At 63.4% G+C, this 23708-nt stretch carries 25 protein-coding genes and 1 other RNA gene; 12 read left to right on the top strand and 14 right to left on the bottom strand.

What is annotated here, in order from left to right:
• The first annotated feature begins 37 nt into the window (after positions 1–37).
• A complete protein-coding gene (locus FJ867_RS10925) occupies positions 38–517 on the top strand; it encodes an Lrp/AsnC family transcriptional regulator (protein WP_140495284.1) in 480 nt (159 codons plus the stop codon).
• A 51-nt stretch (positions 518–568) separates the two neighbouring features.
• Here the strand turns inward: FJ867_RS10925 and FJ867_RS10930 are convergent, their stop codons facing one another.
• Entirely contained in the window at positions 569–766 is a 198-nt protein-coding gene (locus FJ867_RS10930; protein ID WP_140495286.1) for a hypothetical protein, read from the bottom strand.
• A gap of 147 nt (positions 767–913) precedes the next feature.
• A complete protein-coding gene (locus FJ867_RS10935) occupies positions 914–1399 on the bottom strand; it encodes a thioesterase family protein (protein WP_140817370.1) in 486 nt (161 codons plus the stop codon).
• Between the two features lie 215 nt (positions 1400–1614).
• Here FJ867_RS10935 and FJ867_RS10940 point away from each other — a divergent pair, with 215 nt between their 5' ends.
• Positions 1615–3030, top strand: coding sequence for an FAD-linked oxidase C-terminal domain-containing protein (locus FJ867_RS10940; protein WP_140521185.1), 1416 nt, complete (start codon positions 1615–1617; stop codon positions 3028–3030).
• A 99-nt stretch (positions 3031–3129) separates the two neighbouring features.
• A complete protein-coding gene (locus tag FJ867_RS10945; protein WP_140739480.1) occupies positions 3130–3651 on the top strand; it encodes a hypothetical protein in 522 nt (173 codons plus the stop codon).
• Positions 3652–3763: 112 nt separating this feature from the next.
• On the opposite strand, the gene FJ867_RS10950 is transcribed toward FJ867_RS10945, so the two are convergent.
• Positions 3764–4747, bottom strand: a complete 984-nt coding sequence (locus FJ867_RS10950; RefSeq protein ID WP_140495294.1) for a Dyp-type peroxidase — start codon at positions 4745–4747, stop codon at positions 3764–3766.
• Between the two features lie 224 nt (positions 4748–4971).
• Here FJ867_RS10950 and FJ867_RS10955 point away from each other — a divergent pair, with 224 nt between their 5' ends.
• Positions 4972–8841, top strand: a complete 3870-nt coding sequence (locus FJ867_RS10955) for an AsmA family protein (RefSeq protein WP_140648725.1) — start codon at positions 4972–4974, stop codon at positions 8839–8841.
• A gap of 93 nt (positions 8842–8934) precedes the next feature.
• On the opposite strand, the gene FJ867_RS10960 is transcribed toward FJ867_RS10955, so the two are convergent.
• From FJ867_RS10960 to FJ867_RS10975, 4 genes are all read right to left on the bottom strand, one after another.
• On the bottom strand, positions 8935–9822 hold the full coding sequence (locus tag FJ867_RS10960; protein ID WP_140656816.1) for a sigma-70 family RNA polymerase sigma factor: 888 nt from the start codon (positions 9820–9822) through the stop codon (positions 8935–8937).
• A 33-nt stretch (positions 9823–9855) separates the two neighbouring features.
• Positions 9856–10161, bottom strand: a complete 306-nt coding sequence (locus FJ867_RS10965) for a hypothetical protein (protein WP_140817372.1) — start codon at positions 10159–10161, stop codon at positions 9856–9858.
• Between the two features lie 266 nt (positions 10162–10427).
• Positions 10428–10673 carry a DUF982 domain-containing protein gene (locus FJ867_RS10970; protein WP_140817374.1) on the bottom strand — a complete coding sequence of 82 codons (246 nt, stop codon included), beginning with the start codon at positions 10671–10673 and terminating at the stop codon, positions 10428–10430.
• 38 nt (positions 10674–10711) lie between these two features.
• Positions 10712–11158 (bottom strand): MarR family winged helix-turn-helix transcriptional regulator, encoded by a 447-nt coding sequence (locus FJ867_RS10975; protein WP_140495304.1) that lies wholly within the window; start codon positions 11156–11158, stop codon positions 10712–10714.
• A 148-nt stretch (positions 11159–11306) separates the two neighbouring features.
• Here FJ867_RS10975 and FJ867_RS10980 point away from each other — a divergent pair, with 148 nt between their 5' ends.
• A complete protein-coding gene (locus FJ867_RS10980) occupies positions 11307–13100 on the top strand; it encodes a chloride channel protein (RefSeq protein ID WP_140817376.1) in 1794 nt (597 codons plus the stop codon).
• A gap of 12 nt (positions 13101–13112) precedes the next feature.
• Here FJ867_RS10980 and FJ867_RS10985 read toward each other — a convergent pair whose 3' ends face one another.
• The 4 genes from FJ867_RS10985 to FJ867_RS11000 all read right to left on the bottom strand — a co-directional run bounded on the left by FJ867_RS10985 (position 13113) and on the right by FJ867_RS11000 (position 14926).
• The gene (locus FJ867_RS10985; protein WP_140648729.1) at positions 13113–13334 is read right to left on the bottom strand and encodes a ribbon-helix-helix domain-containing protein; all 222 of its coding nucleotides are present in this window, start codon (positions 13332–13334) and stop codon (positions 13113–13115) included.
• A 7-nt stretch (positions 13335–13341) separates the two neighbouring features.
• Complete coding sequence (locus FJ867_RS10990) at positions 13342–13539, bottom strand: DUF4169 family protein (RefSeq protein WP_140495310.1); 198 nt, start codon at positions 13537–13539, stop codon at positions 13342–13344.
• An 18-nt stretch (positions 13540–13557) separates the two neighbouring features.
• Positions 13558–14091, bottom strand: coding sequence for an SspB family protein (locus tag FJ867_RS10995; protein ID WP_140495312.1), 534 nt, complete (start codon positions 14089–14091; stop codon positions 13558–13560).
• 145 nt (positions 14092–14236) lie between these two features.
• Positions 14237–14926 (bottom strand): TetR/AcrR family transcriptional regulator, encoded by a 690-nt coding sequence (locus FJ867_RS11000; protein ID WP_140495314.1) that lies wholly within the window; start codon positions 14924–14926, stop codon positions 14237–14239.
• Between the two features lie 186 nt (positions 14927–15112).
• Between FJ867_RS11000 and FJ867_RS11005 the strand changes: the two genes are divergently transcribed.
• A complete protein-coding gene (locus FJ867_RS11005; RefSeq protein ID WP_140664691.1) occupies positions 15113–16318 on the top strand; it encodes a multidrug effflux MFS transporter in 1206 nt (401 codons plus the stop codon).
• A gap of 64 nt (positions 16319–16382) precedes the next feature.
• On the opposite strand, the gene FJ867_RS11010 is transcribed toward FJ867_RS11005, so the two are convergent.
• Together FJ867_RS11010 and ssrA are read right to left on the bottom strand one after the other, a co-directional pair.
• A complete protein-coding gene (locus FJ867_RS11010) occupies positions 16383–16934 on the bottom strand; it encodes an AAA family ATPase (protein WP_140516525.1) in 552 nt (183 codons plus the stop codon).
• A gap of 115 nt (positions 16935–17049) precedes the next feature.
• Positions 17050–17410, bottom strand: a transfer-messenger RNA (tmRNA) gene (gene ssrA / locus FJ867_RS11015).
• 167 nt (positions 17411–17577) lie between these two features.
• On the opposite strand from ssrA, the gene FJ867_RS11020 reads away from it, so the two are divergent.
• From FJ867_RS11020 to FJ867_RS11045, 6 genes are all read left to right on the top strand, one after another.
• Positions 17578–17889: a DUF2853 family protein gene (locus FJ867_RS11020; protein WP_140495320.1), complete on the top strand. Its 312-nt coding sequence runs from the start codon at positions 17578–17580 to the stop codon at positions 17887–17889.
• A 303-nt stretch (positions 17890–18192) separates the two neighbouring features.
• A complete protein-coding gene (locus FJ867_RS11025) occupies positions 18193–18987 on the top strand; it encodes a thymidylate synthase (protein ID WP_140521267.1) in 795 nt (264 codons plus the stop codon).
• Between the two features lie 727 nt (positions 18988–19714).
• Positions 19715–20509 carry a molybdate ABC transporter substrate-binding protein gene (modA, locus tag FJ867_RS11030; protein ID WP_140670191.1) on the top strand — a complete coding sequence of 265 codons (795 nt, stop codon included), beginning with the start codon at positions 19715–19717 and terminating at the stop codon, positions 20507–20509.
• 15 nt (positions 20510–20524) lie between these two features.
• Positions 20525–21229 (top strand): molybdate ABC transporter permease subunit, encoded by a 705-nt coding sequence (gene modB, locus FJ867_RS11035; protein ID WP_140495324.1) that lies wholly within the window; start codon positions 20525–20527, stop codon positions 21227–21229.
• Complete coding sequence (gene modC, locus FJ867_RS11040; protein WP_140670193.1) at positions 21226–22338, top strand: molybdenum ABC transporter ATP-binding protein; 1113 nt, start codon at positions 21226–21228, stop codon at positions 22336–22338. The genes modB and modC overlap by 4 nt, the downstream gene beginning before the upstream one ends.
• Before the next feature lie 92 nt (positions 22339–22430).
• Entirely contained in the window at positions 22431–22772 is a 342-nt protein-coding gene (locus tag FJ867_RS11045; protein ID WP_140495328.1) for a winged helix-turn-helix domain-containing protein, read from the top strand.
• Positions 22773–22875: 103 nt separating this feature from the next.
• Here FJ867_RS11045 and cobF read toward each other — a convergent pair whose 3' ends face one another.
• Positions 22876–23640, bottom strand: a complete 765-nt coding sequence (gene cobF / locus FJ867_RS11050; RefSeq protein WP_140495330.1) for a precorrin-6A synthase (deacetylating) — start codon at positions 23638–23640, stop codon at positions 22876–22878.
• Positions 23641–23708: the final 68 nt, after the last annotated feature.

The raw sequence follows: 23708 nt of genomic DNA on the forward strand, positions 1-23708 counted from the left end.
GGGACCTCGGTCGCTTTCCGGATGCAAGGAGTTTTTGATGAAGCGCCTTCGAAACGAAAATCTCGACCTCGACGCGGTCGATCTGAAGATACTGCGCCTGCTGGAAAAAGATGCGCGCGCCAGCACGGCCGAGCTGGCGCGCGCCGTCGGCCTGTCGGCGCCGAGCGTGTCCGAGCGCATCAAGCAGCTTCAGGAGAGCGGCGTCATCGAAGCCTATTGCGTGCGGATCAATCCGGCGGCGCTTGGCCTGAACCTGTCGGCATGGCTGCGCATCCGGCCGGTGCCGGGGCAGCTCGCCGTCGTGGCCGAGATCATCCGCGACCTGCCCGAGATCGCGCAATGCGACCGGGTAACCGGCGAGGACTGTTTCATCGCGCTGGCGCATGTCGGCTCAATGGCCGAACTCGAACGGGTGATCGACCGCATCATTCCCTACGCGATGACCAACACGGCCATCATCCAGTCATCGCCGGTGGTGGCGCGCTCGCCGCTGGCGGCGATCAGGCGACAGGGTTGAGGTCAAACCCCTGGAATGTCGTCAACGGAAGTGGCCGCTCTACCCGCAGCGTCAGGCGTGGCCGCGCTTCATGCGGGCCTGCTTAAGGATGACGCGCCAGCGGATCATGTCGAAGGGGATCGGCTCATTGTTGTTGGCGATGTGGAAGATCTCGTTGTTGACGTTCTTCAGCGAGCGCCAGAAATCATAGTCGGTAATGCGCGGATCGGCGGCGAGCCTGTCCACCTCGACTTTGATATCGGTTTTCATGCACGTCCCCCGAATCGGCTATGCCCCGCCGCCCGTGTCGCTACTTCGATGCGGATCGTTTTCGAACGGCCCGCTGAGTCGCGCAACGGTCCAATCGGCTTGTTCCCGTTAAAACCTCGGTAAGGTTAACGCGGGCCCCGGGCGGGTTCAAGCCGTCTTGCGTTTGATGCCGATCGAGCGGCCTGCGCGTTCGGGCATCGGCAAGGCTGCGTGAGCGGCGCGCATCGCTTCGATCTTGGCCAGCACGTCGGCGGAAAAGGGGGCTACCTTGGGCCCGGACATGTCGACATGCAGTGCAAGCTGCTCGGACGTCGCGGCGAGCCAGCCGTCGGCATGGCGGATTTCCTGGTAGAACCGCAGCCGCTTCTCGTCATGGTCGATGAGCTGGAAGGAGACCGTGACCTTGTGGTCGAGATGCAGTTCCTGCACGTAGCAGACATGGACTTCGGCGGTGTAGATGGTGAGGCGACGGTTCTTGACATAGTCCAGCCCCATGCCCATCGCCTCGAAGGCTTCATCCGAACAGCGGTCGAACAGGACGTTGTAGTAGGCCATGTTGAGATGGCCGTTATAATCGATCCAGTCCTTCTCGATAGCCATTGGCTGAGAAACAAAAGGGGCGGGGATCGGCATGGCAACTTCCTTGTTCTGGTGCTGGACAGAGCGTGGTTGTAAGAGCGGTTCATCGTTCCACGGAAACGTCGGACCGCCTCTTTGATACAATTCCCCAGGGAAAGCGCTAGGCGCTTTTCCCGGGAAAACCGCTTCACACTTTTCCTGGAATTGCGTTAGGCATCATCCATAAATGCATGACAAGCATGGACACTGGTCCATTCGCGGAGGAATTCATGGCCCTGAGCGACCTCAATCCGGTCGAGCGCAACGAAGAAGGCATCGCCGCCGTGCTCGGCATCCTCAAGCAGCGGTTTGGCGAGCGCTTTCAGACCGGCCAGGCGGTTCGCTCCCAGCATGCGCATACGACAACCTACATCCCGACGCAGGCACCGGACGGCGTCGTCTTCCCGGAAACGACCGCCGAGGTACAGGAGATCGTGCGCGCCTGCGCCGCGCACCGCGTGCCGGTGATCGCCTTCGGCGTCGGCTCGTCGCTCGAAGGCCACACCAACGCGCCGGGCGGCGGCATCTCGGTCGACACTTCGCGGATGAACCGGATCCTATCGGTCAATCCGCAGGATCTCGACTGCACGGTCGAGCCCGGGGTGACTCGCGAGGATCTCAACCGGCATCTGCGCGACACCGGCCTGTTTTTTCCAATCGATCCCGGCGCCAATGCCTCGCTGGGCGGCATGGCTGCGACACGGGCCTCAGGCACCAACGCGGTGCGCTACGGCACGATGCGCGAGAACGTGCTGTCGCTGACGGCCGTCATGGCCGATGGCGAGGCGGTGACCACTGGCAAGCGGGCAAAAAAAAGCTCGGCCGGCTACGACCTGACACGGCTGCTGGTCGGCTCGGAAGGCACGCTCGGCATCATCACCTCGCTGACCTTGAGGCTGCAAGGGATTCCGCAGGCGATTTCCGGTGGTGTCTGCCCGTTTCCGAGCGTCGAAGCGGCTTGCAACGCCGTCATCGCGACGATCCAGATGGGCATTCCGGTGGCGCGCATCGAACTGGTCAACGCGCTGCAGATGCGGGCGATGAAGACATATTCCAAGCTCGACTATCCCGAAAGCCCGTGCCTGTTCGTCGAATTCCATGGCAGTGATGCCGGCGTTGCCGAGCAGGCCGAGACCTTCGGCATGATCGCCGAGGAGAATGGCGGCGGACCGTTCCTGTGGACCAGTGTCGCCGAGGAGCGCACCAAACTTTGGAAGGCCAGACATGACGCCTATTGGTCGTCGCTGACGCTGCGGCCAGGCGCCAAGGGCCTGTCGACCGACGTCTGCGTTCCGATCTCGCGTTTTGCCGAATGCGTCACCGAAACCGAGGCCGATATCGCCGAAATGGGGCTTGTCGCGCCGATCGTCGGCCATGCCGGCGACGGCAATTTCCACGTCCTGGTGCTGATGGACGTGAACGACCCGAAGGAAATCGCGCTGTCGGAAAAGTTCGTGGCGCGGCTCAACATGCGGGCCATCGCCATGGAGGGCACCTGCACCGGCGAGCACGGCATCGGCCAAGGCAAGATTGGCTTCCTGCGCCATGAGCTCGGCCACGGCGTCGACATCATGCGCACGATCAAGCAGGCGCTCGATCCGCTCGATATCATGAACCCGGGCAAGATCCTGCCGGCTGCCGAGTAGACGCCGTCATCGGCTCGTCTTGACCCCACCTCCAATCGGGCCGAGACTCCGTGTGCTGAAGGCCCAGAAGACGGGCAACCCAAGCGGAGGAGTGGTGTCATGGCGATTTCACGCAAGGAAGAAGCGCGCGCGCTGAGTGCCGACGAACACGAGCTGGTGGAAAAATCGCACCATCCGGCGGTCCAGGACCTTTCTGACGCCGATCTGTCCGGCCTCGTCAAACGCCTTCGGGAGCGGCGCGACAAGGCGCAGACCGAGGCGCATCGACGCCGGCGCGAAATCCGGGGCAAGGGCACACCGAAAGGGGCTGTCGCTTCAAAGGCCGATGGCGGCTCTCAGTTGAAGCTTGCGATGCTGGCGACGGCCATGCGGCGGTTGAATGGCGAGGCCGAACGGCGCCGCCAGTTGACGGCGCGCGTCTCATTGGTCGACAGCGCGCGCAAGGCGCTGGCCCTGAAGCAGAAAGCGCCGACGGATGGTCCAGCGTTCAACGCGCGCACTGCGCACAAGGGCATGCGAGCGGTGGCAAACCAGAGGACGCCGAATCTGGTTCGGCCGGCTGAGCTCGGCCGACAACGCAAAGCGGCCAAGGTGGCGCAGGCAAAGCGCAACGCGCGTTGAATTCGCACTGATGACGCCGATGATCGCGTGCTGATCTCCGCAGCACGCCGAAGCACGACAAACGCTTCTCCGCCGGCACGTGGTCGGTAGGCCGCTTTGCTGTGTGCGTCGTTTACCGAGTGGCCAACTTCTCTGGCGCTGCCTCGGCAAGCACCTGCAGCATCGGCCGTGTCGGTGCGAAGAATGTCGTGCCGGTGTGAGGGGTGGAGAAATCAAGCAGCCGGTCGTAGGCGCCGGGCGGGTCGCCGACATACATGCGCTGCAGCATCTTCTCGATCACCCAGAGATATCTCGAATAGCCGATGAAGTAGGTGCCGAATTCCCGTTGCCCCGGCCGGCCGAACGGCATGTTGTCGCGCAATATGTCATGTTCGGTGCCGTCGGCATCCTCGATGGTGGCGAGCGACTTGTGCGATTTGCGCGGCGCTTCGTCATCATCGATTTCGATGTTGTCGATCTTGGTTCGGCCGATGATCGCCTCCTGCACGGGCGTGGGGATTCGCGCCCACGCTTGGAGATCGTGCAGGTATTTTTGAACGACGACATAGCTGCCGCCGGCAAAATCGGGATCTTCGTCGCCAACGAGCGCCGAGGCGGGCAGATCGAGGCCGGTGGGGTTGGCTGTGCCGTCGACGAAACCGAGCAGGTCGCGGGCATCGAAATAACGAAACCCCGAGACTTCGTCGACGACGGTCACGCCGGCACCAAGCCTGTCCAGCAGGATACGCTCGAACTCGAAGCACATGTCTGGCCGCTCGGAGCGGATATGGAAGAGAAGGTCGCCCGGCGTCGTGGGCGCGGCGTGAACCGCACCCTTGATCGGCGTGAACCGCTTCAACTCCGCCGGCCGCCGGCCGGGGTTGAGCCGGTTCCATAGATCGTGGCCGATGCCGGCGATGCAGGACAGGCGGCCGCCGAGGTCGCGGAACCCGACAGTCTTGACCAGGTCGTCAAGGTCGCCGAGTACGGAACAAACCTTTCCGAGAACCGCCTGTTCATCGGCTATGGTGACGACAAGGAAAATCGCTGATTGCGAAAGCGGCGCGTCGACGCTCTGCGCATCGATCGGCACACGGTCCCAGTTCTTCCCCGACATCCCCAATTCTCCGCTTTTCCAGGATTGTTTCAGACGATCCCGGATCGGAAAACGCCGCGACCGGAACAGGGCGAGGACGCCCAAAGCAAGGTATCGCGATCAAGAGCGACCGCGCAACATCGAACGCCGTCCATGGTTGTCGCCGACGACGATCGAATTGCCTCTTTATCGACACGCGGATGCAGGTAGAGTGCGGCTGATTTCAACCAAACCGTTCGGAACTGATGCTCGCACGCCTGTTCGTGATCTTTGGTGGCCTGTTCGTGCTGGTGCTGTGCGCGGCGCTGGTGGGGCCGTATTTTGTCGACTGGTCCGGCTATCGGGCGCAGTTCGAGCGCGAAGCGAGCGCCATTCTCGGCCGCAAGGTGACCGTGCAGGGCGACGCCACGGCGCGCTTGTTGCCGTTTCCGTCGGTAACCTTCTCCAATGTCGCCGTTGCCGGCGGCCCCGCCGGCCAGCCGGCGATGACCGTCGAGACGTTTTCGATGGATGCGGAACTGGCGCCGTTCCTGCGTGGCGAGGTGCTGATTTTCGACATGCGGCTGGTGCGGCCGAAAGCGACGATCGACATCGCCGCCAATGGCACCGTCGACTGGGCGATGCGGCCGTCCTCGCCCTTCAACCTCAACCAGATCTCGATCGAGAAGCTGACGGTGACGGAAGGGCAGATCGAGCTGCGTCATGCCGCCGGCGGACGCAGCCACACCATGTCCGAGATCAATTCGACCATTTCGGCCAAATCGCTGGCGGGCCCGTGGCGCATGGATGGCACGTTGAGGTTCGACGGCCTGCGCACGACGGTTGCCGCCACTACCGGCAAGGCCGAAGCCAACGGCCAGATGCGGTTTCGGCTCAAGGCCGATCCCGACGCGTATCCGCTGGTCATCGAAACCGACGGCAATGCCGGCATCGTCAACGGCGCCGCCATCTACTCCGGACAGTTCAAGATTTCCGGCGCCGATAAGAACTCAGCCCAGTTGCGGGGCACCGATGGCGAGACGGTGAAGGTCGGCACCGGCAAGTCCAATCCCGGCTTTCGGGTTAACGGCAAGTTCGCGCTCGATCACCAGAAGCTCGGCATCGATGAATTCCGCTTCGAGACCGGACCCCTCGACAATCCCTATACCGCCGACGGCAAGGCCTCGATCGATCTCGGCCAGAAGCCGAGCTTCGCCATCGAGGCCAATGGCGCGCAGGTGCAGTTCGACGAGGCCGTGGGTGCGGCAGGCGCCGGCCTGACACTGGATCAGCGCATTGCCGGACTGGAACAGGCTTTGCTCGACCTGCCCAAGCCGACCATTCCCGGAACGGTCGAGGTCAGGTTGCCGGCCGTGGTGGCCGGTGACACCACGGTTCGCGACGTTCATCTTTCCGCCGAGCCGGTCGATGGCGGCTGGTCGGTGAAATCGCTCGCCGCGACACTGCCCGGCCGCGCCACGCTGGAGGCCGACGGCCTGCTCAGCGTCGAGAACCATTTCGGCTTCACCGGTTCGCTGCTGCTGGCGGTGGCGCAGCCTTCCGGCTTCGCTGCCTGGTTGTCCAAGGACGTCGACGAGGCGATCCGGCGTCTGCCCGCCGCCGGCTTCCGGGCTAAAGTCGATCTCTCCGAAAAGCGCCAGGCCTTCAGCGATCTCGAACTGGTCCTGGGCAAAGCGATGTTTTCCGGCCGCATCGATTCCAGCCAGCCCGACGACGCCAGGCCCTCGGTGCTGATGCGGCTGGAAGGCGGCGATCTCGATGTCGACGGGCTAGCGGCCTTCGCTTCGATCTTCATCAGTGACAAGGGCGCCAACCGATTTGCCGACCGCGACCTCGATTTCCAGATCAAGGCGGGACCGGTCAGTGCCGGAGGCTTGACCGCCGACACGGTCGACACCGCGCTCAGGCTGCGCGACGGGCTGCTTGAGATCGACCGGCTGTCGGTGGGCGGGCTGGCTGGCGCGTCGATCAGCGCCACAGGCCGGATCAAGGATTTCCCAGCGAGCCCGACCGGCAAGCTTGACGCCTCCGTGGTCGCCGTCGACCTGAAGCCGCTGATAGACGTGGCGGCGCAGCACTATGCCGACAATGCCGTGCTCAAGGGACTGGCAAGCCGCGCCGCTGCTTATCCCGACCTGTTCCAGGACTCGCGCGTCGATCTTGTGGTGAGTGCTGCCGACAATGGCGACGGCACAACAGGGCTTGCTGTGAGCGGGCAAGGCAAGGCCGGCGGATCGTCCTTTTCCGCCTCGCTGTCGGGGAAGGGAGCGGTCGACAAGCTTCTTGAAGCGCCTGTGGCGCTGACCTTCAATGCCAGGAACCCCGACGCCACAGCGCTGCTGGCACTTTACGGCTTGCCGGCACTGCCGCTCGGCATGCTCGGCGAGGCAAGCACCGACATCCAGGCCAAGGGCACGCTGGGCGGCGGCCTGGCGACGAGCTTCAGCCTTGCCGGCAACGACTTCAACGCCGGTTTCGACGGCACCGTAGCCGACACGCCGCAAGGTCCGGTCGCGAAGGGCAAGGTCAGCCTCGATACGGCCGACATCGAGCCCTGGCTGATGACATCGGGCATAGGCCTGCCGGGCATGGGGACAGGCACGTCGACGTCGCTCACCGCGCAGGCCGATTACGGCAACGGCCTACTGGTGCTCTCCGGCCTCAACGCCGCCATCAACGAATCTGCGGTGTCGGGTGACGTGAACATCGACGTCAAGGAGGGGATTGACGGCAAAGATGGCGTGCCGCATCTGGCCGGCTCGCTGGCGCTCGACGAACTTGATCTCGACCCGATGGCGGTGGCGCTGTTCGGCGATTCCGCGTTCACGGACAAGAGCGGAGACAACAACGGCGGTGTGTGGCCGTCGGCCCCGTTCAGCCAGAAATCCAGCCTTCCATTCACGGCCGATCTCGACTTGACCACGGCTTCCCTTGCCGCAGGGCCATTCGCGACCGCCTATGACGCGGCCTTGTCGCTGAAGCTCGACCAGGAAGGCATCCGCGTGTCCGATCTCAAGGCGAAATTCCTTGGCGGTGCGCTGACCGGCCTGTTCGAATTGAAAAACAATGACGGCACTGGGCTTTTCACCGGCCAGATGAAGCTCGCGGACGCCGATCTGCCAGCCTTGCTGCCGGATGCCGGCATCGGCGGCAAGGGGGATGTCTCCGCGGCGTTTTCGACAAGTGGCAAATCGGTCGACGCGATGGTTGCCGCTCTGTCGGGTTCGGGCACGGCGGCGCTGAAGGGCGTCACGGTCGCCGGCGTCAATCCCAATGCGTTCAGCACCTTCCTCGCCAAGGCGGACGCGATCGGCCGCGATATCGATGCAGCCAAGACCGCCGGCTTCGCGCCCGCTATCGCGGCAGATGGCAGTTTCGCGGCAAAGGATACCGACATCGCCTTCACCATTGCAGGTGGCACGCTGCGAGCGCCGCCGATCAGCCTCGAAAATCCTTCGGCGACCTTGTCCGCCGACATCACGGCGGACCTCAATGCCGATACGGTCTCCGCCAAGGGCGCGGTCACCTACCGGCCCGGCGACGAAGCGCTCGTCGGTTCCGAACCGGCGATGAATTTCAGCGTCGAGGGGCCGTTCGGCGCCGTCAAACGGCAGTTCGACAGCGAACCGCTGGCGCAGTTCCTGACCCAGCGCGCGCTCGAGAAGGAGCAGCAGCGGGTCGAGGCGATGCAGGCCGCGTTGCTGGAGAAGCAGCGGCTGCGGCGCGAGGTGCGCTATTACGCTGCGTTGCAGGACCAGCGCGACAAGGCGGCCGAGGAGCTGCGACAGCAGGAGGAGGCGGCGCGGCTGAAGGCCGAGGCCGACGCCAAGGCGAAAGCCGAGGCGGAAGCTCAGGCGCGGGCCGAAGCAGAGGCCAGGGCCAAAGCGGATGCCGAGGCAAAGGCCAAAGCCGAGGCGGATGCCAAGGCAAAGGCCGAGGAGGCGATGCGGACCGCCTCGCAGGAGAAGGCAAGGCTGGAAGCAGAGCGCAAGGGCGCCGAGCAGGCGCCGAACCCGGAACGGGCGCCGCCGCCGGTGGCCAACGACAATCCGCCTCCGGCCAAACCGCAGTTCAATCCGTCTACGATCGACAATTTGCTGAAGTCTTTGCAGTAGGGCAGTAGGGCAGTAGGGTAGTAGGGTAGTAGGGTAGTAGGGTAGTAGGGTAGTAGGGTAGTAGGGTAGTAGGCAGGGATTTCCCTCGATCGTTCAAAGAACGAGCAGTTCGGCGCTGTCGGCGACGTAGCGGGCGTGACGAAAATCGCGGATGGCGGCAAGCTTGCCCTCCTGCCAGACCAGCAGGATGAAATAGGCTGGTCGCGCAGCCGGGTCGTTGCCGTCGTGAACGAGGACCACCGGCCTGTCCTCGACGAATCCCGGCACGAAACGCCAATCGCGGAGGCGGGAATAGTTGTGGAAATAGGTAGCCACTTCCTTGGGTCCGGTAAACCGCGTCCTGGCCACCAGCTCCAGGCGAACTTCATCGGCGAGCATGTCGCGCACGGCGTCGAAATCACGGGCGTTGAAGCGATCGATATAGGCTTCGAGCAACAGGCGTTCGGAGACGCCTAGCCTGGGAACCGGCCGATCCTCGGGCTCGGCGGCGAGCTGGCGCAAGCGGCCGCGGCCACGATGCAGCGCCGCCTTGACGGCCGGGACGCTGGTGTCCAGCGCGGCGCTGATCTCTTGCAGCGAATAACCCAGAACGTCCATCATGATGACGCTGCTGCGCTGCGCGACGGGCAGGCGCATGAAGGTGTGCAGGCCGGCGGCAGCGGCCTGACGGTCGAAGGTGGCGTTGGCCGGGTCGACGATCATGTCCGGATCCTCATCGGAAAAGGCCTTTTCGCGGGCTCGCCGGCGCAGAAAATCGAGTGCCGTGTTGTGCGCGATGCGGAACAGCCAGCCCTCCGGATTTGCGATCTGGCCGGCGTTCGGCAAAGCCTCGAACGCCTTGGCCAGCGCTTCCTGCAACACGTCCTCGCCGTCAAAGACGGAACCCGTCATGCGCGCGCAATAGCGGTGCAGCTTTGGGCGCAACTCCCCAAACAGGCGTTCGATGAGCGCGCGGTGCTCGCCAGGAATGAGGATGTTCATACGCCCGTCGTTCTCTACATCGCTTGATCGCGCCTACTGGTCCAGCATCCGGTAACTGCCTACTACCGTCATCGCCTCGCGATGCGGAGGCTCGATGCAGCGATCCCTGATGCCGTTCTGAAAAGTCGCGAATGCCGCTAGCCCCGGAAGGGTGCCGGCCTGCTCCTCGGTTGCCGCCTCGACCAGATGGAAGAAGGTACCGTCGCCGGACCGCCATGTCATGTAGCGAAACCCTTCGGGCGATTTATCCCGCAATTCCTGGAACACGGCCTTGACCAGCCGCTCGTTCTCGTCGACCAGCTCCGGTTTGGTCCTGTAACGTATCAAATGGTGTTTCATCTTGTCTGTTCCTTTGCCGGCCCTGCACCTTGCAGGTCGCTCATGTCCGAGACGAAGCGGCGGAGCCAAAGGATTCAGGGTTTCCGGAATTTTTTTATGCGGCCCCTTATGTCCCATCTTCCCGATGGTAGCCGGGCTTCGCAAAGTTGAATGGACGACGGCGCGTTGCTGACGGCTGTCGCGATCTTATCATGCGCTCGCCGTTGATCGACGACGCTATGTCGGGCCTGTGGTTGGGCCAACAACGCCCAGGCCATGCGCGGCAGTTATTCGACCAGAATGCGCGCTTCCCTCGCGGCTTCGACAAAAGCATCCCTGGCGGTATCGGCCGATACGCCGCCGTTCATGGCCTGCCGGCACGCCCGCAGCGCAGCCTTATGCTTGATGCTTCCCGCATCGCGCCAGTGATTGGTAAGAAGGTCGAGAGCTTGTTCGGCATTGGACAGATTTCGAACGTCGCCAGTAACGCCTGTGGAAACCGGGACTGCCTTGGAAAACCAGGTGTTGTACATGGCATAGCCTCCATTCAGCTAGGTTGCGAAACTTGTCTCTAGAGCGTGTCGCGGTCCTTTCGGGCGAGCACGCTCCTCAGCATGGGTTCGATGCGCGAAAGCTCGTCGAGATGCACGGCCGACAAGTCGGCGAGGCAGGCATCGGCCCGCTCGGTCAGTTGCAGCAGCACCTTGCGCTGGTCCTCCTTGTCCTGATCTCTGACGATCAGCCCGGCCTCGCACAGGCGGTTGACCAGTTCGACGGCGCTATGATGGCGGATGCGCAAGCGTTCGGCGAGGTCGCCGATAGCTACCGGGCCTCCGCCGGGAAAACCCTTTATGGCGAGCAGTGCCTGATGTTGGCGCGGCGTCAGACCGGCGTCTTCGGCCTGTAGCTGGCTGAATTCCAGGAAGCGGCGGATCAGATAGCGGAACTCCGACAGCCGCTGGTAGTCGGCCTGGCTGATGGCGGGGCGGGGTTCTTTCGGATGCGACATATCAGACATGTGTTGTCATTCCGGCCAAAGCTCAAACGATTTCGGGCCAGGCCCGCTTGAATATTTATATCGTATTACGATACATAGCCGCCGGCAAAGCCGTTTTGACGGTTTGCCGATCCTCCAACAGCGACACGCCACGGAAAGCAGGCAGGCAATGAAGACTGAACAGGGCAGTCCCGGACATCTGCGCGATTTCACCACCGACGCCAGGGTGTTGCTGATCGCGGGCATCGCGGTGGTGGTGGCGACGGCCGGGCTGTTTGCCGGCATCATCCTGCTGAAATTGATCCGGCTCGCCACCAACGTCGCCTATTTCGGTCAATTCACGCTCGCCGATCTGAAACTGGAGGACACGCCGCTTGGCTATGCCGCCGTCGCCGTGCCGGTGATCGGCGCACTCATCATCGGCCTGATGGCGCGCTACGGCAGCGAGAAGATCCGTGGCCACGGCATTCCAGAAGCGATCGAAGCGATCCTGCTCGGGCGCTCGCGGCTGGACGCCAAGGTCGCGGTGCTGAAGCCGCTGTCGTCGGCGATCTCGATCGGCTCCGGTGGCCCGTTCGGCGCCGAGGGCCCGATCATCATGACCGGCGGCGCCATCGGCTCGCTGATCGCGCAGATGCTGCCGGTCAGCGACAATGAGCGCAAGACGCTGCTGGTGGCGGGCGCTGCCGCGGGCATGACCACCGTGTTCGGAACGCCGATCGCCGCCATCATGCTGGCGGTGGAGCTGCTTCTGTTCGAATGGACGCCGCGCAGCTTCATTCCGGTGGCGGTGGCTGCCATCGTGGCGGAGGTCGAGCGCACCATGCTACACATGCCGGGACCGATCTTTCCGTTTCAGGGCGGCATGGCGATTTCCTTTGCCGGCCTTGGCGGCTGGGTCCTGATCGGCGTTGCCGCCGGCCTCCTGTCTGCCTTGCTGACGCAGATGGTCTATGCCTGCGAGGACGGTTTCCAGAAGCTGCCGATCCACTGGATGTGGTGGCCGATGCTCGGCGGTCTCGTCGTCGGCATTGGCGGCCTGATCGAGCCGCAGGCGCTCGGCGTAGGCTACGACAACATATCCAGCATGCTGGACGGCCGTACGATCGCGACGGCAGCACTCCTGTTGTTGGTGGTGAAAGCCGTCATCTGGTCCGTGGCGTTGGGCTCGGGAACGTCGGGCGGCGTGCTGGCGCCACTGCTGATCATGGGCGGCGCGATGGGCGCGGTGCTCGCCGGCTTCCTGCCGGCGGCCGATCCCGGCTTCTGGGCGCTGCTGGCGATGGCGGCGACCATGGGTGGCACGATGCGCGCGCCGCTGACGGCGACCTTCTTCGCGGTCGAATTGACCGGCAACACGCATGTGCTGGTGCCGCTGATCGCGGCCTGCGCCGCCGCCCATGCGGTGACGGTGCTTTTGATGAAACGTTCCATCCTGACCGAGAAGATCGCCAGGCGAGGGCATCATCTGGTGCGCGAATACCGGGTCGATCCGTTCGCGCTGACCAGGGTGCATGAAGTGATGACCACGCAGGTCCAGAGCGTGCCGGCGACGATGACGCTGCATGGCGCAGCGGCATTCCTGACTGCGCCGGAGACGCGTCATCCGAGCTTCCCGGTCATTGACGGCAACAGGCAGGTGCTCGGCCTCATCGATCCACCGGCGATTCTGCGCTGGCGGCGTGCCGGCAAGCACCGGACGACGACGCTCGGCGACTTGCTGGCCGGCAGCAAGGTGACGCTTGCCTATCCCGATGAATATCTGGAAGGCCTGTCGGACAAGCTCCTGACGGCCAACGTGTCGCATCTGCCGGTCGTGGCACGCGACGACGGAACGCTGGTCGGTTACGTCGGCTGGAAGGACCTGATGCGCGTCAGATCCAGGAAGCAGGCGGAAGAGCGCGATCGCACGGCCCTGCTGGGGTTCGGCACCCGCCGCGGGAAACAGGAAGGCACTGCCTGACGGAGCCAGGCGTCAGGCGCGGCCGCGCTTCGCCCAGGCCAGTACATGGATCCGGAGCGCCGAGGACAGATTGGTGTCACGCGGCCGGTTTTCGTCGACTTCCGCGACCAGCGCGGCAAGGGTCAGATTGCGCGCGACGGCGATGGCGACAAGGTCGTCAAAAAACGGCTTTTCGAGCGAATAGCTGGTGCGGTGGCCACGGATCGTCACCGAGCGTTTTTCGACCGGGCTCACCTGGAGCTCATTTGGGGTCCGGATCGGGCGACGGTTGACGCCGATGGCCCGCGACGAAGAACTCGGCCTTTTCGGCAACCAGGCGGTCGCGTTCCTTCTCTGCCCCGGAGCGGCCGTACAGGGCGCGGTTCTGGCTGGCAGTGCGTTCCTTCTCCAGCCTTGCCTTCTGCTTGCGAGCCTGGCGCAGATTGACGATGTCGGCCATAACGCGCGACCCGAAGGCTTATTTCTTGCGGAAGGCGTCGAGCGAGACGACTTCGGCGCCCTTGGCGGCATCGGCATCGGCCGCCTTCTTCTCGGGTTCGGCGGCCTTCTTCTCCGCCTTCGGCTTTTTCTCGGAGACGATGGCGAGCGGTTCGGACGCCGGCTGGGAAGCTGGTTCGTCATCTGACTGGCCTTCGGTCTTGACGTCGAATTCGAGTTCGAAGTTAACCGACGGATCGTAGAAGCCGCGCACCGCCGAGAACGGGATTTCGAGTTTTTCCGGCACGTCCGAGAAGGAGAGCCCGACCTCGAAACCGGTCTCGGTGACCTTCAGGTCCCAATACTGGAACTGGATGACGATGGTCATCTGCTCCGGATAGCGCTCGCGCAGCCGCGAAGACACGCGCACGCCCGGCGCGCCGGTCAGGAAGGTGATGAAGAAATGATGGTTGCCGGGGAGGCCGGTGCGCGCGACCTCGGCCAGGACCTTGCGCATGACGCCGCGCAACGCCTCCTGGGCCAGAATGTCATAGCGGATGTGGTCGTCGGCCATGTGGCGGTCGGGTTCCGTTGAATCGTCCGCATAGCTGTAATCAAGCTTGAGCGCGGCGTAAACCGCATATAGACCGCCGCCGCGAGGAAGCGAGGACGATTGCCGAGATTTGATCGCGGAAGCCGGCTTGCGTCACCCGCAAATGTCACGCGTTGGCAAGCGCGGCGTGTTTCTTGACGCTGGTCGGGGAGGGGCGCTTGCCGAAAGCGCGCAGGAAGGTGCGCACGCCATTTGTCGCCGATTGCACGACCTCGTCCTCGGCCGGGGTGCCGCCGAGCATGAAGGTCGTCTGCAATTCAGCATTGACGAGGCCGAGGAACTGCCGCGCCGCGACGTCGGGGTCGTCGATCGCGAGGTAACCGCCATAGGCAAGGCGGGCGAAGCGGGCGGCGATTGCCGGCCAGGTCCGCCCCGGGCCCTGTTCGCGCCATTCGGCGAACAATTCAGGGTAGCGTTCGCCTTCGGTCTGGATCAGCTTGCGCAGGAATTTTCCGTCGCGGTTGCAGATGCAGTTCTGGTTCAGGCGCACGGCAAAGCCGATCAGATCCGCTTCCAGATCCCTCGGCTGGTCCGGGAACGTGGCGATGGTGGCGAAGATGCCGGCATTGCAGCGCTCGGTGAGATCGCGGACTACGGCGATGAAGAGCTTTTCCTTGTCGCCATGGTGGTTGTAGACGGTCTGGCGCGAGACACCCGCCTCGGCGGCGATCAGGTCGATATTGGCGCCGGCAAAGCCCTCGCGGCAGAACACGGAAGCGGCGGCGTCGACCACCGAGATGCGCTTGGCCTCGTGGCTGCGTGGCGGGAAACTGTCAGGAGAAACACCCGGTCTCATGAAAATCTATATAGAGGTGATTGACGATTTAGACAAGACTGTCTAAATTTGTGGACACGCTATAAGGGGTTCACCTCTGGACAGGCGAACAATTCGCTCTCGGAGAGTCGGAATCCCACGGGATCGAACGTCCTGGGGTCAGACGTCGCCTTGCGGCGGCAACCAGATTCGAAAGAAGCCAACATCATGAGTCCCAAATTCCTCCGCATCGCGGTCGTGCTCGGCCTGTTGTCCGCCATCGGGCCCTTCGCCATCGATATGTATCTGCCCGCATTGCCCTCGATCGGCGCGGATCTCAACGCCGGCACCGCAGCCGTGCAGATGAGCCTTTTGATCTTCTTCCTGTCGATGGGCTTCGGCCAGATCGTCGTCGGGCCGATCTCCGATATGGTCGGACGCAAGCTGCCGCTCTATGGCGGTCTTGCGCTGTTCATGGTCGGCGGCGTCGGTTCGGCATTGGCGCCGACGATCGAATGGCTGATCGCCTTCCGTTTCCTGCAGGGCCTTGGCGCCAGCGCCGGCATGGCCATTCCGCGCGCGATCGTGCGCGACCTGCACACTGGCAACGAAGCCGCCAAGCTGATGTCGTTGCTGATGCTGGTGTTCTCGGTATCGCCGATCCTGGCGCCGCTGACCGGCAGCCAGATCATCGAGAGTTTCGGCTGGCGCGCCGTGTTCTGGACCGTCACGGCCGCAGCGGTGCTAGCAACCATCCTGCTCGCGACCTCGCTCAAGGAGACGCGGCCGGCTGAAGAACGCGCCGGTTCTTCCTTTGGCACCGCCCTTTCAGGCTACCGTTTCCTGATGGGGGACCGCAATTTCCTCGGCCTGGTGGCGATCGCGGGCTTCGGCATTGCGAGCTTCTTCGTCTATCTGTCGAGCTCGTCCTTCATCCTGATCGACCATTACGGCCTGTCGCCTTCGGTCTATAGCGTGTTCTTCTCGATCAATGCCGTCGCCTTCATCGGCATGTCGCAGCTCACCGGCCTGCTTTCCGAGCGTTTCGGGCTCAAGCGGGTGGTGTGGGTAGCGGTGACCGGCTACGCCACGACGATGGTGGCACTGTTCGCTATCATGGCTTCCGGCGTGGACCGGCTGGATGTGATGGCGGCGCTGCTGTTCGTCGGCTATGGCTTCCTCGGCCTGGTCATTCCGACCACCTCGGTATTGGCCATGGAGGAGCATGGCGAGATCGCCGGCACGGCTTCGGCGCTGATGGGCACGCTGCACTTCGCCATCGGTGCGCTCGCCATGGGTGTCGCGGGCATCTTTTTCGACGGCACGCCGTTGCCGATGGTCGCCGGCATCACGCTCTGCGCGGTGATCTCCTTCACCCTGGCCAAGATCACGCTCGGCCGTTCGCGCGAGGCCGTCGAAGCGCCGGCGGAGTAGGCAATCGCCAATAAATTGAAAGAGGCCGGGAAATTGAAAGAGGCCGGGGCGATCCCGGCCTTTTTCATGCCAATCCCGTTTCGTCCAGCATGAAGCGCAGCCGTGTCTCGACAGGCGCCAGGGGCAGCCGTACCAGTTCATAACCGAGTTCGGCATAGACGCCGACCAGCGCGTGACAGGTACGCTCGGCTTCGTCGAGCGTTTGCTTGCGTTCTTCATCCTGCGTGAAGATTTCGGGCCAAGGCGGGGCAACGAAGACACGAGGGTTGTAGCGGCAACGCTTCGCTGCGATGCCGACGTGATCGGGCACCGGCAGACCGCTGAGGCGGAGATAGCCCAGCGTGTCGGGCACGCCACGATCGAGGAAGACCGGTCCTTCCTGTTCGATCGCGGCTTGGTACGAGCGCATCTCCCAGGACAGCATCAATTCGGCAAACAATGCGCGATCGCTCCAAGGCAAAGCGGAGCCGCCAATGGCGGACTGGTCGCGAATGATGCCGCGTCCGGCCTCGACCGAGGTGGCGAACCCTGCACGGCGCAAGGCTTCGATCAGTGTGGTCTTGCCGGAGCCCGGACCGCCGGTCAGCACGAAGAATCGGTCGGAATTGTTTTGCATTTTTTACCCATGTCGAAGGAGGCACGCGGCTCCACTGCGTCGCCTCCCATGGGCCGAACGAAGTCTAGCCGGCGCGAGCGTGCCGTTGCGCGTGATGCCGATGAAAAAGGGGAGAAGTGGAGGTTTCTGTTGCCAGGTACCTCCGAACCCCGCCTAGAAGTGCGAACCCCTAGGGCTTGATTTGAAGCTATCGCACTGCATTAAGCAGCGAGACGTGCTTCCGCATAGTTGTCGTTGGCAACTATAAGTTTAGCCCGATGACGGTGGTACAATGCCGGGCAAAAGTACGATCTTTACACCTTCGTCGATCCTATTTCGCCCCCAGCAAAAGCCGCTCCGTCTTCCAGAGCGGTTTTTGGTGGAGGCGCCGGGTACCGCCCCCGGGTCCGAACGGCTTATTTCATCGCCAGTTTATCGCCATAGTCGGTCAAGCCGACGAAGCGAATATAGGGGCCCATCGCCAGAAATGAAAGACCGCAATGTGCTTTGTCCCTGTGTCAAAATGCGACGCGGCAGGGTTGACTTGGGAACGGTCTCAACCGAAGCTTTGCCGCGGTGAGGAGTTACCGACCGAGCGCACGAGTTGCGGAGCGCGCCACAGCCCTCATCGACCGGATCCGTGGCGCCGACGAGGGGAATTTTGATGGCCGACTATCTTGCAGACGTGAAGAAATACGACGCCGCCGCGAGTGCGGAAATTGTCGAGAAGATCGTCAAGCATCTGGGCATCGCGCTCAGGAACCGCGACTCCTCGCTGGTGTCCTGCACCGATCCCAAAGAACTCGAGCGCGTCCGGGAAAATTGGGTCGGCAAGAAGCTCGGCGTCGCCGATGCGGCGAAGGCAGATGCTGCGATCGAGAAGACCTGCAAGGCGATGGCCGCAGACAACACCAAGAATCGAGTGACTTTTTACTACCTCGTTGCCAAGGACCTGGGAAAGCTCGGTTCGCTCTGAGAATTCCGTGCTCGCGCGGCTGCTGAAGCGCGCCGCTGGTTTGTAACGGGCACGGCTTGTGCTGCCCCTCATCTGGCTGCCGCCATCTTCTCCCCGTATAGAGACGGGGAGAGGAATGCTGTCACCGATGGTTTCGCCAATTGCCGGCGTTGCAAGACGGACACCGAGGCTGCGGCCAGTTTGCTTGGATGTCGGCGCAGACGCCGAAACAGTGATGAGGCAAGCGTCGCCTGCGCCGTTTTGATGTGTTCGGCCGCCTGTCTAGCAGCTATAATGCTCGCACAATCGAATCGAGCCGAACCGATGCGCCAGTATCTCGACCTTCTGCAGCACGTGCTGGATCATGGCGCCGACCGCGGCGACCGCACGGGCACGGGCACGCGCTCCGTGTTCGGCTACCAGATGCGCTTCGATCTGGCGCGCGGCTTTCCCGTCACCACCACCAAGAAGCTGCACCTGAAATCGATCATTCATGAGCTTTTGTGGTTCCTGGCCGGCGAAACCAATATCAAATATCTGACCGACCATGGCGTTTCCATCTGGGACGAATGGGCTGACGAGAATGGCGACCTTGGCCCCGTCTATGGCAAGCAGTGGCGTTCCTGGCCGGACGGCCATGGCGGGTCGATCGATCAGATAAACAATCTTGTGAAAGAGATACGCCGCAATCCTCAATCGCGGCGGCTGATCGTTTCGGCCTGGAATCCGGCCGAGGTGGAGGCGATGGCGTTGCCGCCATGCCATTGCCTGTTCCAGTTCTACGTCTCGGAAGGCCGGCTTTCCTGCCAACTTTACCAGCGTTCCGGCGACATCTTCCTCGGCGTGCCGTTCAACATCGCCTCCTACGCCCTGCTGACGCTGATGGTGGCGCAGGTGACCGGCCTGAAGCCCGGTGATTTCGTCCATACGCTCGGCGACGCGCATCTTTATTCGAACCATTTCGAGCAGGCGCGCGAGCAACTTCGGCGCACGCCAAGAACGCTGCCGACCATGTGGATCAACCCTGAAGTGAAGGATCTCTTCGCCTTCCGCTTCGAGGATTTCCGGCTGGAAAATTATGTCGCCGACGCGACGATCAAGGCGCCGATCGCGGTCTGAACCGCCGGCGCAACCTTGCCGACCTGATGTCTCGAGGCCGTGGCGATGGTGGTGCCTCGCCGGTACGTCGTTTTGATATCTTTTCGACAAGATCGGTCGACCTTACCCTCAGGCCAGGAGATTTCCGGGGAGGCGTCCATGCGACTGCCAGCAGCGGTATTTGCGCTCGTCTTTGTCTTCGCTTTCAATGGCCGCGCATTTGCCGAGTGCGGGTGTGAATGCATCAACAACAGCATGAAGCCGTTCTGCGACGATCCAGCTGCGAAGCTGCCAAACTGTCCCCGCGCGACTTGCAAGCCCGCTGACGCAGAGGGGAATGACCTTCCCGCAAGCGCCATATCAAGCGAGACGCGGTATGTCTGCAAAGTGCGGATGGTGAAGACGCCGGAAGGCTCGTTTCGACACACACTTATCTGCATTTAGACATTGTCTCGCCTCTCCCAACAGATCACGGCGGCGACAGCTATGTCGCCCAAAAGTGACCGCAGTTTTGGGGGAACGACGCGCTTTAGAGGATTTCAGCGTTGGTTCCGTCGAGGGCAACGGGCGCCGATTTTCTTGTGACGTCTTCGTCTGCCTTTCGCTGTATCCGTGCTGGTCTATCGCAGGTCGCGAGGACGCCGCGCATTCAATGGCGACGCTGTGCGAAAAACCTTTCCTTGTTATATTCATCCGGATATATCGGATGGCAGGCTTCGAGCAGGCCGGATGTCAACTGGGAGAGTTCATGACGCGCAACGGTTTTGCAGTGGCGGCGGTCGCCATTGGCGGCTTCGCGGCGGCGTGGACGGCAGCAGTGCCGGCGGCGCGCGCGCAAGACGAGGTCGTGGTGTTTGCGGCCGCCAGCCTCAAGGACGCGCTCGACGCGGTCAACAAGGCCTGCGCGGCTGATGTCGGCGAAGCGGCGACCATCTCCTACGCGGCGAGTTCGGCGCTCGCCAAGCAGATCGAAAGCGGCGCGCCGGCGGACGTCTTCATCTCGGCCGATCTCGACTGGATGAAGTATCTTTCCGACAGGAAGCTGACCAAGCCCGCTACCGAAGTGAAGCTGCTCGGCAACCAGATCGTGCTGGTGGCGCCGAAGGATTCGGGCGTTGAAGCCAAGATCGAAAAGGGTTTTGATCTGGCCAAGCTGGTCGGCGACGGCAAGCTCGCCATGGGCGACCTCAAGGCTGTGCCGGCCGGCAAATACGGCAAGGCCGCGCTTGAATCGCTCGGCGTCTGGTCCTCGGTCGAGGGCAAGGTGGCGCAGGCCGAGAATGTGCGTGCGGCACTCAAGCTGGTCTCGATGGGCGAAGCGGCTCTCGGCATCGTCTATGCCACGGACGCGCATGCCGAAAAGGGCGTCAAGGTGGTTGGTGTTTTCCCCGAGGATTCACATCCGCCGATCATCTATCCGGTTGCCCAAACGGCTGATTCGAAGGACAAGGACACGCCTGCCTTCCTGAAGTGCCTGCGGACGGCAAAGGCCTCGGATCTATTCAAGGAGCAGGGTTTCACGGTCCTTGCGCCCGTCAACTAGGATAGCCACCTGCGCATGAACTGGCTGCTGGACCTCACTCCCGACGAATGGAATGCGGTCCGGCTGTCCATCAAGGTGGCGACAGTGGCGATGATCGCCAGCCTGCCGCCGGGCATAGCGATAGCGCTGCTCCTGGCGCGCGGCCGCTTCTGGGGCAAGACGCTGCTCAACGGGCTGGTGCACCTGCCGCTGATCCTGCCGCCCGTGGTGACCGGCTATCTCCTGCTTCTGACCTTCGGCAAGCGCGGGCCGGCCGGCGCATTCCTGGCCGAGCATTTCGGCATCGTTTTTTCCTTTCGCTGGACGGGTGCGGCTCTTGCCTGCGGCGTCATGGGTTTTCCGCTGATGGTGCGGGCGATCCGATTGTCGATCGAGGCCGTCGACCGCAAGATGGAGGCGGCGGCCGGAACGCTCGGCGCCAGCCCGCCATGGGTGTTCGGCACCATCACCTTGCCGCTGATCCTGCCCGGGCTGATCGCCGGCGCCATCCTCTCCTTCGCCAAGGCGATGGGCGAGTTCGGAGCGACGATCACCTTCGTCTCCAACATCCCGAACGAGACGCAGACGCTGCCGTCGGCAATCTACACGTTCACCCAGGTGCCGGGCGGCGATGCCGGCGCGCTTCGGCTGACGCTGATCTCGATCGTCATCTCGATGGCCGCCCTGGTGGCCTCGGAAGTGCTGGCGCGGCGCGTCGGCCGGCGGATGGACATCGAATGACGGTCCTTGTCGACATCCGCCATCGGCTCGGCGATTTCCCGCTCGACATCCGCTTCGAGAGCGCCGGGCGGCTGACGGCGCTGTTCGGGCCCTCTGGCTCGGGCAAGACGACGCTGATCAATATGATTGCCGGGTTGATCCGGCCCGATCAGGGACGCATCGAGATCGATGGGCGTGTGCTGGTCGACACGGCCAAGGGCATTTTCGTGCCGAAGCACAGGCGCCGGATCGGCATGGTGTTCCAGGACGCGCGTCTGTTTCCGCATCTGAGCGTGGCGAGCAATTTGCGCTACGGCCGCTGGTTCACGCCGGCGGCGGAGCGTTATGCCGAGATCGACGCCGTCGTCGAATTGCTCGGCATCGAGCCGCTGCTGGCGCGGCCGCCGGCAAAGCTCTCGGGCGGCGAGAGGCAGCGCGTCGCGATCGGCCGGGCGCTGCTCGCCAGCCCCCGGCTGTTGCTGATGGACGAGCCGCTGGCCTCGCTCGACGAGGCGCGCAAGGCCGAAATCCTGCCCTATGTCGAGCGCCTGCGCGACGAGACCAAGATCCCGATCGTCTATGTCAGCCATTCGATCGCCGAGGTGGCGCGGCTGGCGAGCGACGTGGTGATGCTGGCGCGAGGCAAGCTTGCCGCCAGCGGCCCGACCACGGCTGTCATGCAAAGGCCGGACCTTCTGCCGGCGGAGGAGCGCGGCGAGGGCGGCGCGGTGCTGGACACCAGCGTACTGCAGCATGACGAGGTTTTCGGCATGACGGTGCTTGGCTCGAACGCCGGCGAGATACGTGTGCCCAAGCTGGCGGCGACGGTGGGCGCGCCGGTGCGCATACGCATCCGCGCGCGCGACGTCATGATCGCCACCGAACGGCCGTCTCGTCTCAGCGCGCTCAACATCCTGGCCGGCACGATCGTCGCGATCAGACCGGGCGAGGGGCCGACGGTCGAGATCGGTATCGACTGCAACGGCGCGACCGTGCTGGCACGGGTCACCGAACAGTCGCGGCAGGTTCTGAAGCTGCGGCTCGGCGGACAGGTCTTCGCCGTGATCAAGACGGTGAGTTTCGACCAGGCAAACACCGGGGGCGGGCTCGCCGCGGAGGCGGACGGCTGAGACGGCGAGCGGGTCTCTGCGCTATATCGATTTGGAATAGCGAGGCGGCCAGGGACGCTCTAACATGGCGGGCGTGATCGCGGAGGAAGACAATGCCGTCGCTGAGCTTGCGGATAAATCTCGACCCCGACGGGCGCATCGGGCCGGGCAAGATCGAATTGCTGGAGCAGATCGCCGCCTTCGGTTCGATCTCGGCCGCCGCGCGCGGCATGGAGATGTCCTACAAGCATGCGTGGGACTTGGTCGAGGACATGAACCGGGTGTTCGGCAAGCCGCTGGTGGCCGCGCAGACCGGCGGCCGCAAGGGCGGCGGCGCGCAACTGACGGCGGTGGGCCTGGCCGTAGTCAGCCGTTTCCGCGCCATCGAACGCGCGGCGGCTTCGGCGGCCGCGACGCATATGGAGGCGTTGCAGGCGGAGATTGAGGAGGGGTAGGGCAGTAGGGCAGTAGGGCAGTAGGGCAGACCAACTCGGGCGCGTCGAATTTTTCGTGTGCTTTCTTGTGTTCCGGCTCCTGATGTCTCGTTCACTTACTGCCCTACTCCCCTACCTTCCTCAGCACGTACGTATCCATGATCCAGCCCTTTTCCCCGCGAGCCTGCTCGCGGATTTTCTCGATTTCGGCGCCGACGTCGCGGAGGCGGCCGGAGACGATGATTTCGTCCGGCGTGCCGAGATAGGCGCCCCATTGGATGAAAAGATCCTGGTCGGCGAGCGTGTTGAAGGCGCATTTGCCGTCAAGCATGACGACGGCGCTGCCGGCATTTTGCGGCATACCTTCTTCCGTCAACCGGCGGCCGGTGGTGATCAGGATGGAATCGCCGATGCGGTTCAGCGCTGTCGCGTGGCTGGCGGCGAGCGCCTGGATGGCGGTGATGCCGGGAATAACCTCCAGTTCGAAGGCGACGTTGCCCCTGAGGCGTACGCGCTCCAGGATGCGCAGCGCGCTGTCGTAGAGCGAGGGGTCGCCCCAGATCAGGAAGGCGCCGCAACCATCCTCGGCGATCTCTTCGCGGATCAGGTCTTCATAGATGGCGGCGATTGCCTCGTGCCAGTCATCGACAGTCGAGCGATAGGAAGGCGCCGGTTCGGCCCGCACGGGCACGTCGAATTCCACGCGGCGTGAATTCGGGTTGGTGACGAAGCGGTCGCAGATGTGACGGCGCAGTTCGGCAAGATCGTTCTTCTTCGCACCCTTGTCGGGGATGAACAGCACGTCGGCCCGATTGAGGCCGTCTATGGCCTGCACGGTCATATGGTCGGGATTGCCGGCGCCGATGCCGATGACGAGAAGCTTGCGCATGAAGCGAACTCCTGCCCGATCGCAACCCTTTAGTCCAGACTGGCGTGGCGCGGATGCGGAAGGGCTTT

The sequence above is a fragment of the Mesorhizobium sp. B2-5-3 genome, assembly GCF_006441005.1.
GTDB lineage: Bacteria > Pseudomonadota > Alphaproteobacteria > Rhizobiales > Rhizobiaceae > Mesorhizobium.